Origin of the sequence: Magnetospirillum fulvum MGU-K5 (assembly GCF_000442515.1) — a bacterium.
Classification (GTDB): Bacteria; Pseudomonadota; Alphaproteobacteria; order Rhodospirillales; family Magnetospirillaceae; genus Phaeospirillum; species Phaeospirillum fulvum_B.
The window spans coordinates 1-2,187 of the sequence record NZ_AQPH01000146.1; the positions used below are offsets into that span (position 1 = coordinate 1).

Here is a 2,187-nt window from a genome sequence, read left to right on the forward strand (position 1 = left end):
AAGGATCATCCAAAAGGGGTTTGGGTCATGCGAATCTCCGTCAAAGTCAAACTAGCCGCAGCCTTCGGCGTGGTCATCCTGCTGTTGGTGGTCGCCGCCGTGTCGGCCCTTAACGGCCTCACCGAGCTTAACAACTCGGTCAACGCCTTGGTGAATGGACCGGTCAAGCGGCAATATCTGATCCAACAGATCAATCTCTCCGCGCTCGAACTGATGCGCCAGGAAAAGAACCTGATCCTCGCCGGAACCGAAGAGGATTGGACCAGAGTCTCGAATAACATCGACCAAGCCCGGGAAAATCTTAAAAAATACGGTGACGATTATTTCGCGATAGCCTCCGAAGAGGGAAAAAAGAGATTCACCGTTTTCAGAGAAAACCTCGATAAATATTATACCGTACAGAACAAAATTCGCGATCTGGCCAAGATACGATCGAATGACAAGGGATCGGCGATTGCCGGTGGCGAGGGCCGCAAGGCGATGGAAGCACTAATCGATTCCTTTGCCCCGCTGCTGAACCGGGTTGAAAATTCCAGCCAGCCCAACGCCGAGCAGCTTCGGATCGCCTATCAAATCCGGCGGATCACCACCGAACTCCGCGCCGCACAGGGAAGTCTGCGTCAGTCCTTCATGACCTCGGACGATAAGGAAACCGAGGCCGACCTTGGTTACGCCCGCGATCAGACCGCCCTCGCACATAAATTGTTCGACAGTCTGCGCCGCAGCGTCAATGAAGAGGACCGCCGCGTTCTCGACATCGCCAATGAAAAGTTCGCGACCTGGGATTCTCTGTCCGCCAAAATGGTCGAACTCAGCCTGATCAATTCCGATGCGAAGGCCCAGGCCCTGACCACCGGCGAAAGCCGTAGAATATTCATCCAGTTGGAAACGGGCCTGTCTGAACTGGTCAACCTGCAAGTCAAGTTCATGGAGCAGGCCAAGGTCGATTCCGCCCAAACCTATGACTCGCTACGCGCTCAATTGCTGATCCTGGTCGTCGCCTCGATCCTGATCGCCCTGGGGGCTGCCCTCTACATCGCGATCTCGATCTCGCGTGGGCTGGGAAAGGCGGTGGGGTTGGCCAATGCCGTTGCCCTCGGCGATCTTGGGCAGACGATTGAGGTCAACAGCAATGATGAGATCAAGGATCTGGTCAACGCGCTGAACGCGATGACCGCCAACCTGCGCTCGACCGCTCATGCCGCCGAGCAGATCGCCAAGGGTAATTTGTCGATCGAGGCCAAGCGGATGTCCGACAAGGATACGCTGGGCATCGCGCTGGAGACGATGATCGAGAAACTGCGCGCCGTCGTCTCCGACGCGATGACCGCCGCCGACAATGTTGCCGCCGGAAGTCAGGAGCTGTCGTCGGCCTCGGAACAATTGTCGCAGGGTTCGACCGAGCAGGCCTCCGCCGCCGAGGAAGCCTCGGCCTCGATGGAGGAGATGGCCGCCAACATCAAGCAGAACGCCGAAAACGCCACCCAGACCGAAAAGATCGCCCGCCAGTCGGCCAAGGATGCCCAGGTGTCGGGCGAAGCGGTGACCAAGACGGTGGCGGCGATGCAGACGATTGCCGAGAAGATTTCGATCGTCCAGGAAATCGCCCGCCAAACCGACCTGCTGGCGCTGAACGCGGCGGTCGAAGCGGCCCGCGCCGGGGAACATGGCAAGGGCTTTGCCGTCGTCGCCTCGGAAGTGCGCAAGCTGGCCGAACGCAGCCAGGGCGCCGCAGCCGAGATCAGTTCGTTGTCGTCGGATTCGGTCAAGGTCGCCCGCGAGGCCGGGGACATGCTGTCGAAGCTGGTCCCCGACATCAAGAAAACCGCCGAACTGGTTGAAGAGATCAGCGCCGCCTGCCGTGAACAGGATATCGGTGCCGAACAGATCAATCAGGCGATCCAACAGCTCGACAAGGTGACCCAGCAGAACTCGGCGGCGTCCGAGGAAATGGCCGCCACCTCCGAAGAACTCGCCTCGCAGGCCGAGCAGTTGCAGGACACCATTTCCTACTTCAGCATCGACGGACAGGATTCGACGCGGGGACGGCGGCCCCAGACGGCGCGTCATACGGGGCATCACGGCCCGGCCCGTCCGGCCGCCAAGTCCCGCGAGACCGCTCCTCCGGCCCGGCCCAAATTCTCCACGCCCAGCACGGGCAGCAAGCCCCGGGGAGTGAAGCTGGAT

1 protein-coding gene is annotated in these 2,187 nt (G+C 59.9%); it reads left to right on the top strand.

What is annotated here, in order from left to right:
• Positions 1-27: 27 nt before the first annotated feature.
• The coding region (locus tag K678_RS17260) for a HAMP domain-containing methyl-accepting chemotaxis protein (protein WP_051185977.1) at positions 28-2,187 on the top strand (2,160 nt) is incomplete at its 3' end.